8 protein-coding genes are annotated in these 7706 nt (G+C 42.3%); 1 reads left to right on the top strand and 7 read right to left on the bottom strand.

Annotated elements, in window-relative coordinates:
• Window positions 1-677 precede the first annotated feature (677 nt).
• The 5 genes from FNH22_RS31240 to FNH22_RS31220 all read right to left on the bottom strand — a co-directional run bounded on the left by FNH22_RS31240 (window position 678) and on the right by FNH22_RS31220 (window position 5501).
• Complete coding sequence (locus FNH22_RS31240; RefSeq protein ID WP_143402469.1) at window positions 678-1211, bottom strand: ORF6N domain-containing protein; 534 nt, start codon at window positions 1209-1211, stop codon at window positions 678-680.
• Between the two features lie 24 nt (window positions 1212-1235).
• Window positions 1236-1865, bottom strand: a complete 630-nt coding sequence (locus FNH22_RS31235) for a JAB domain-containing protein (RefSeq protein WP_143402468.1) — start codon at window positions 1863-1865, stop codon at window positions 1236-1238.
• Window positions 1866-1892: 27 nt separating this feature from the next.
• Window positions 1893-2867, bottom strand: coding sequence for a site-specific integrase (locus FNH22_RS31230; protein WP_143402467.1), 975 nt, complete (start codon window positions 2865-2867; stop codon window positions 1893-1895).
• A complete protein-coding gene (locus tag FNH22_RS31225; RefSeq protein WP_143402466.1) occupies window positions 2860-3849 on the bottom strand; it encodes a tyrosine-type recombinase/integrase in 990 nt (329 codons plus the stop codon). The genes FNH22_RS31230 and FNH22_RS31225 overlap by 8 nt, the downstream gene beginning before the upstream one ends.
• 68 nt (window positions 3850-3917) lie before the next feature.
• Window positions 3918-5501, bottom strand: a complete 1584-nt coding sequence (locus FNH22_RS31220; RefSeq protein WP_143402465.1) for a hypothetical protein — start codon at window positions 5499-5501, stop codon at window positions 3918-3920.
• 149 nt (window positions 5502-5650) lie between these two features.
• Here FNH22_RS31220 and FNH22_RS31215 point away from each other — a divergent pair, with 149 nt between their 5' ends.
• Window positions 5651-5995 carry a helix-turn-helix domain-containing protein gene (locus FNH22_RS31215; RefSeq protein ID WP_143402464.1) on the top strand — a complete coding sequence of 115 codons (345 nt, stop codon included), beginning with the start codon at window positions 5651-5653 and terminating at the stop codon, window positions 5993-5995.
• A 24-nt stretch (window positions 5996-6019) separates the two neighbouring features.
• On the opposite strand, the gene FNH22_RS31210 is transcribed toward FNH22_RS31215, so the two are convergent.
• Both FNH22_RS31210 and FNH22_RS31205 read right to left on the bottom strand, forming a co-directional pair.
• On the bottom strand, window positions 6020-6652 hold the full coding sequence (locus tag FNH22_RS31210) for a hypothetical protein (protein ID WP_143402463.1): 633 nt from the start codon (window positions 6650-6652) through the stop codon (window positions 6020-6022).
• Window positions 6653-6658: 6 nt separating this feature from the next.
• Window positions 6659-7706, bottom strand: a 1048-nt coding sequence (locus FNH22_RS31205) for an RHS repeat-associated core domain-containing protein (RefSeq protein WP_305038377.1), incomplete at its 5' end; no start/stop codon positions are given.

Below are 7706 nucleotides of genomic sequence, written 5' to 3'. Positions count from 1 at the left end.
ATTTTTTTCTTTTTGAGATTGTACAACCTTGTACAACATTTTTAAAAAAATATTTTCACCTTGTACAAAAGCAAAAACCGTTCTGTACAATCTCATTTCATTTTTATTTTTTTGTTGTACAAACCTCCATTCATTAACAGGAGGTTAGCAAGCTAATACCGTTTTTTTGAGCTAAGTGCGCTTAGGCAATGGACAGCTTGTGCGGCGTGCTTAGCTCAAAAAAATGATGCAAGCCAACTGCTTATTAACTTCTGGTGGTATCGGCTCTTGGCGCTGCTAAGGACTACTGCAACGATAAAAGCCCCATGATTGGGGTTGGGGGTTGATCTTTCGCGAGACGCGTGCGAGTCCGACAGAAGCCGGGCAGGAAAAGGGCGATAGCCCGACTGACCGTGTCTGATGGCGGCCGCAGGCGAGCAATAACACGGGCTGTGGTTTACTTTTTTATCCATAGCGCCGTCAGGCTTAATAACTCATCAAAAAGGTAAAAGGGAACAGCCGTGGCGAGGAACACAGGACGGGCAAGTGGAGTAAAAAGCAAGGCCGACCAAAGGGAGCTTGTATAGCCTTGCTTTTTATGGAGCGCAGTCCCGGCCGAGTACCGCAGACACACCTTATTCCCAAGCTTTGGTGGAGCTTGACGGAACCAAAGTCATGAACTCGGAGCAACGCGACTCCTAATCTTTTTTCCCTTTTGTCTTAAAACCAATCGGATCTCTAGGGTGGTCTTGCTCCTTGAGCAACTCTTTTAGATAGGCGAAGATTTGCTTAATGCTTTTACCTTGGTTAGACACTTTTGCTTCCAGGTCATTGACCTTGATCAATAGGTCTTTATGGGTTAGAAGCAGTTGACGCATTTGGGTAAAAATACGCACCACACGAATGTTCATTTCTATGGCTTGATCGCTATTTAGCACGCAGGAAAGCATCGTCAACCCTTGCTCTGTGAAGCAAAAAGGAGAATAACGAAGCCCTTTCCTATCTTCTTTGGAGATCACAAAATGTGATCTCCAATGCTCGAACTCCTCTTGATTCATCTCGAACATAAAGTCATCTGGAAAGCGTTTTTTATTGCGTCGTACAGCTTGTTTTAAAGCACGGGTTTCTACTCCATACAGTTCTGCCAAATCACGATCTAACATGACTTTATGACCCCGTATACTGTAAATCTTATTCATGATCACTTCATCGGGTATGCTAACTTCACTCATTGATATGCGTATTCTTTGGGGTTTTTATTTGGTTTTTAATCGCTTGATCGTATTTGGTGATAAGCCTGATATTTTAGCAATGATTTCTATCGCTATACCTTCTTCCTTCATCGCTTTAGCCATTTCTATGGCCTTTTCCTTCTTCCCTTCTATATTTCCTTTTTCTAGAGCTTCTTTTTGATAGCGCCGCTTCAACTCATACGCCGTCACATATTTGGTGCTCTGCTCCAACTCCTTGATCAGTCCCACATCTTCAAAGCTAAAGAATGTCTTCTCGGTGATGATCAGGTGATCTAACACAGGCGTTTGTAAGATACGGCCTGCCTGGATCAGACGATCGGTAATGTCAAGATCTTCTTTGGAAGGTTTGATCTCCCCTGAAGGGTGGTTGTGCACCAGAATGATCCGGACCGCTCGCTTTTGCAAAGGTATGCTGAACACTTCCATAGGCTCTACTACCGTTTTGGTCGCAGAACCCATACTCACTAATTCTATGTTCAATATCTTATGTGCATTATCCAGGCTGATCGTCCAGAAGTGTTCGCGGTTGCGGTCGATCTTGTTTTCACGCAATAGGATTTTCTGCATGATGCTGTAAATGTCATCCGAGCAAAGGATCTTTATTTTTTGGGAGTTAGTCAATTTAATGTTCATATGGTATCAGGATTAAAGGTAATGGTTTTAGCCCATTGGATGGAACTTGTTAATATCTTCTTGTAAGTCTCGTAGGTCATTAAGCTTGTACTTTTCGGTGCTGCTTACAAAGCGGTGGCCTGCCATGTATTGCACTTGGCGCAGGTTGTAATTTTTCAGCCACTTTACGATTACGCTTGCCCTGATCTGATGCAAGTCTTTTATTCGTGGCGTTTGTTTTCTGATGGTATTGGTAAACTTCCTGAGTGTGGGATAAAGGGTGGAGCTTGCTCCTATGCTGACAAAAAGTTGTTCTGACTCCTTGTTAATAGCTTGTAGGATTTCATTTCGGGTTTTTGAGAGGTATTCCTGGATGTCCAGTATTTGGACGGCTTCTAACTTTAATTCCCTGCTGTTGCTTTTTCTCCCTCCTGGTATCGCTATGGTTCCTTGTCTTAGTTTAATGTCCTCTGGTCGTAAATCCATCAGCTCTTGTACGGTAATGCCTTGATAGACCAGCAATCCTAACATGACGGTATCTCTTTGTTTTTCTAAGTCTTTCAGCTTGTGTTTGGTAGTAAGCGGTGTGATGATAAATTGGTGGTACATCTGTTCTAATTCTAACGGTTCTAACACATCGTACACCCGATTCTTTTTTACACCTTTGATCTCGATCTGATCGGTGGGGTTGTCGGTAAGGGTTCCTTGCTGGATATGGTGTTTAAAATAGTGTCTTAGGCTGTTGACTGCACCGCTAATGGTACTTTGATCTACCCGATGGCGCATACTCTGTACGTAGTGCAGCACATCAGCATAGCGGATTTCTTCTAATGTTGTATTCTCTTTGTTAATCCATGCACTGAACCTGTTCACATCTTCCTGGTAGGATTTAGCTGTTCTGGCACTGTACCCCTTACGCAAAAGGTAATTGATAAATGCATTTTCTGTATCTGCTGGTATCGGCTTGTTGGCCTTCCCCCTTGTTCTGCTGTCTGCGGTTTTGCCTAATCGTATTTTACTCATCAAGTTGGATCGTTTCGTACTGGGGAATGTTGCTAAAGGGTTGGGTTCGCTCTTGCGTTATACCTGCTAAATGCGTGTACACCTGGGTGGATTCTAAACTGCTATGTCCTAAAAAACGACTGATCTTTTCCAGTGTCATCCCATTTTGAAGTAAGTGCGTAGCTATGCTGTGGCGCAGTACATGCAACCGTACTTCTTTTTGTTGTAAGTGAATGTCATCTGTTCGCTGCTGTAATAACCGCAAGCGTAAGGCCATACTTTGGGTTTGCATGCGTTTGCCACGTTGACTGATCAAAAAAGCGGATTCCCGTAGGCCTTTGATGAGGTTGGGGCGGGCATCGTACAGGTATTCTTGCAGGTACTCTAAATTGGTTTTGTTAAAAGGAACGAACCGTTCTTTATAGGCTTTTCCCTTCCTTACATGTACTAACTGTTTGTCAAAGTTGATGTCTTCTACATTCAGTTGATAGCCTTCATTTCTCCTTAACCCACAGCCATAAAAAATAGTAAGCATTGCCCTGTCCCTGGCATTAAAGTGTTCCAGTTGTGTGCCTTCATTAAACCCATAAGTGGCCTGATATAAAAGTTTGATTTCTTCCTGTTCGAGTACAGTGATTTCTTGGGTGGTATCGGATTCCCATTCGATGCCTAACGCGGGTAAGAACAGTTTTCCGGATTGCCGCAGGTAGTCAGCAAATTTGTACAGGGCTTGTAAATGTTTGTTCAGGTAGGCACTGCTTAATCCCCCGCCTCTGCGCTGGTTGGTTCTACTCTTTAGTTGATTGTAATAATTTCGGATTAGGGGGGTGTCAAGGTCTTTTAGTTGGGTGTGCCCTTGTTGCTCTAGCCAGTAAAGGAGTTCCCTGACGTGGTTAGGCAATCCGTAAACGGTGCTCGGGGCATAACCCAAAATATCTAACCACTCGCTAAAGCTCTTTTCTACGTACTGGAAGGCTTCTGATTGGAGTGGTAAATTTTTCATCCGCTTACGTTTTGGGTTAGTGTTGTCCGACTGGCCGTTTTGTTTTGATCTTCAACAGGTTATGTAGGTCAGTTAAGTGACTGTCCTACTGGTTTCCTACTTGTCCTACGCTTGGGTTTCTTACTTTTTGCTGTATGGGCTTCTTGCACAGCTTTTAGCACTTTTTCGACCTGCTGGTCTATACTTTTTTGTAGGGTCTCATAGTCTTTGTTCGGTACGATCTTGTAGCAATAGCCGGTTTTATGTTTGTTGCCGCCTATGATCTGTAACAGCCCATAATCGGTAAGCTCTTGCAGGTAGCGGTTTAAGGTTCGTGGATGTATCCGGTTTTCTTTGCGTATATCGCTGCCGTAAAAGCCTTTTTGGGGTAGTTTTCGGTCTTTGGCTTTGATCCATTCGTAAAAGGTGCGGGCGGCTTCACTTAGCTCATCTGATTTTCGGAACAGTACATCTCTTAATAGTTTAAAAGCCCATTCGATGTCCTGGGGATGGGTTTCGATGAACAGTTCGCCATTTTCATCGGCTTTTTGCTCACGCTGGTATTGATGGTAAAAGGTGATGGCTTCAATGAAGGATAATAGGATAGGCAAGGTTCGCCTGGGTTTGAAGATTTCTTTAGGAATGTCGATCAGGGGAGCATAGGGATTGATGACGTTGACGGTTTCGAGTAGATGTTGCCTGTGTTGGAGTTTTTGTTGGAGTTGCTTCTCTCCTGCTTTGTCGATCAATCCGGCACGTAGTTGTTTTTGGTAGTGCATGATACGTTCGTCTTGCTCCTTACTGTTGTCCAGGTAGATGAGGATAGCTCGGTTCGCATTGTCTTCGTAGACTTTTTCTCTGGTGGTGCAGCCGATCACGCTAACAGGGCCTTCTACGATTAGGGTGACGGTTCTTAATTGCCCGTTTTTGTCTTTAACGGTCACGGTTTTACTGATCCGTTTTTTGGTTTGGAGTTCACGGATGGGGAATAATACGGCTTGGGCTCCGTCCAAATCTTCGATCAAAAAGACCATGCCTCTGATTTCTTCCCGTTGGTAGTAGTAAAAGCTGTTACCGCTAAACTGGGTATGTTCTTTTCGGTCTTCGGCAGGGATGCATTCGGCTACTTTTTCCATCAGGTAGCTTTTGCCTGCCCCGCTTTTAGCCAGGCAGATCACACTTAAGGGGTCCTGGCATTTCCGGCTGGTCATCGCTAAATAAACAATCAGGCTATTGAAGGCTTCCCCCTGGATCCCACTTCCCTGCAGGTCTGATAAGGTTTGGTCCAGAAGGTTTGCGGCTTTCAAGTGGTTAGTAGCTTCTTCCTGTTGCTGTGGGGTTAAAGTGAGGAGTTTGACCTGTTCGGCTTGTTCGCGTTTGATTTGTTCCAGGCGGTAGTGTTCAAGCTGTTCGGTCAACGCGGAAAGGCTGGCGGCTATCACACTGGTACCGATCTCTAACCGTTCGGCCACTTTTCGAATGAATTTTTCGAGTTGGTTGTCATTGTATAGGTCGAGGTTATGGCGTACCGGTGGGCGTTGGGTAGCTTTCAGCTCTACTTTCAGTGTGACCCGCATCCGATCCAATCCTTCAAGCTTGATCCCACCCAGTACGGTTTGTTTTAGTAGTTGGTCTTCGTAGAGTAGGCTTTCAAGGTTGGTGGTGTCGAGCATGATAAATTTAATTTTTAACCGTATCTGGTCAAATTTAATCTTATCACATTATTTTAACAACCCTTATCTTATTTTTTTAACTCATTTCAGGTTAGTATTTTTGACACATTCCTGTTTTTAGGATCAAAAAACACCCTTTAAGGTTAATTATGCTCTCATTTGGCAAGAAAATAGCAGCACTACGCAAGGAGAAGAAGCTCTCGCAAACGGAGTTAGCCAAACTCTTTAATACCTCTATTTCGGTAATCAGTAGATATGAACGCGATGAGATAAACCCCTCCATTGAAGCGGCTAAAAAACTCGCCGCTTTGCTCGGAACGTCGGTGGGCTATCTACTCGGTGAGACCGAAGAAGATGACCTGCTCAAAGATCCCGCCATGATACAGCGACTCAAAGACATCAATAACTTCTCTGAGGAAGAAAAAAAACAGGTCTTTTTCACTCTTGATGCCGTTATCAGAGAAATTAAGAATAGAAAGGCATATGCTTCTTAAATCGGCCCAAGCAGAACAGATAGTTTAATCAAAAATTACTGGATTCTCATACATTGCCCTTAGTTCATTTCGAGATTTCTCATAATCATTTATTTCGAAAAATATCCTGTTTATCTCTAAGATTTTCAGAATGAAGTCATCAAAACTCTTGACATTTGGCAAACTATCAATCCTAAAAAATGCTGGCTTTATATAGATAATAAGCAACAGAATAGAGAGTAATGCTATAAGCAGACCGCCTACTAAATTTACTTCTAAAATCACAAGTAAAATTTCAGGAGAGTATATAAACAAACTTGTTAGTAAGATTATAGGAACTACAACTGATATTAAAATAACCAACCATTTCCATTTAGGAAAAGTAGGCCTTGGAACTATCAAATCTATATTAGCTTGAAGGTCGTTCAAACTCTCATTAAGCTTACTAGGGGGAAAATAAATATCTACACTCTCCTCACGTCCAATACCATTTTTTTCTGGAAACCTCTTCAGCAATAAATACCGTTCAACTCTCAAGTAAAATGCTAAATAAAGAAAATCAGAAAATACCTTAACGTTTTCTCGAAAAAGGTCTATTGATTTTTGTTCAAACTCTTCAGCACTACTCGCTGTTTTAAATAATTTGATGAACTCAGCATTTTGTGTAATGTCGCCCATTACCTACTAATTAGCGTTATTAATTGCCTTCTTCGCATCATTATATATTTTAAAGGCGTCTTGCCCCAGCTTACCAACATCAACTTTGCCTCTTGTTCCAAACTCTATCATCTTCCTGAAAATCTTATCACCATGCCTACGAATAGATGGTGAGTAGAGGATCATCCTACTACTAATAGCTAACGAAAATACTGCTTTCTGTAAAATAGGAGTTAAAGCCGTATTCAATTGAGCATTTAAAGTACCATACAGAGCGTATGCATCTAACGTCGAAGTAGGTATTAACCCTGCTTCATATGCAGACAGGGCCACACCCCCTAGTTCACCAGCTCCAATAGCCGCTAAAGGTAAACCAACTGAGCCACCTACCGTAGCTAAATAATTAGCACCATTTTCATTCTGCCTAGCTTGAAAAAGAGATAATTGATGATCAAATGTACTAGCTGAATTAAATGCTTTAGCGAAGAAATTTTCATCTAACAATCGTGAACCATAAACATCCTGATAAAAACTAGTATAGTTATTAAATACACTAGCACCTGGGAATGCAGCCTTCCATGAACCTTGACCAGCATAACCAACTAGTTTACCATCAACGAAATGTCTATCAAAATTATCATTGGTACGTACAACTCTGGTTTGATCAGTCTTAGAATCATAGAAAACATCATCCAGTCCTCCATCAGGATCAACTCTATTCACTGGGTTATTACCCATAGACATATAAGGGGACCAGTATTGATTGTAAGGGTCCAAACTTGTCCACCTACTAATCACCGGATCATACATCCTAAGCTCGAAACTATTCCAACCCGTTTCACTATCCTCTTCTGCAAACTGTCCCTGAAAACCCCAGCGGTAATATTGTCCGAAGTTCCTTTTTACTGTATCAGTGGGTGATTCAAAATAACTATTCGGTGTATTGGCCCTTCTCGCGACCGAGCCGCCTGCATAGTAGTCTGTACACTTTTTTTCAACGCTCTCACTTTTTCCATAGCTCACTCCCAAAAAAACACTCGTTTTTCCTAAAGCCTCTGGCTCATAATTATATGAT

It is taken from the genome of Fulvivirga sp. M361, assembly GCF_007097395.1.
GTDB lineage: Bacteria > Bacteroidota > Bacteroidia > Cytophagales > Cyclobacteriaceae > Fulvivirga.
This window is presented reverse-complemented; position numbering and strand designations above follow the sequence as displayed.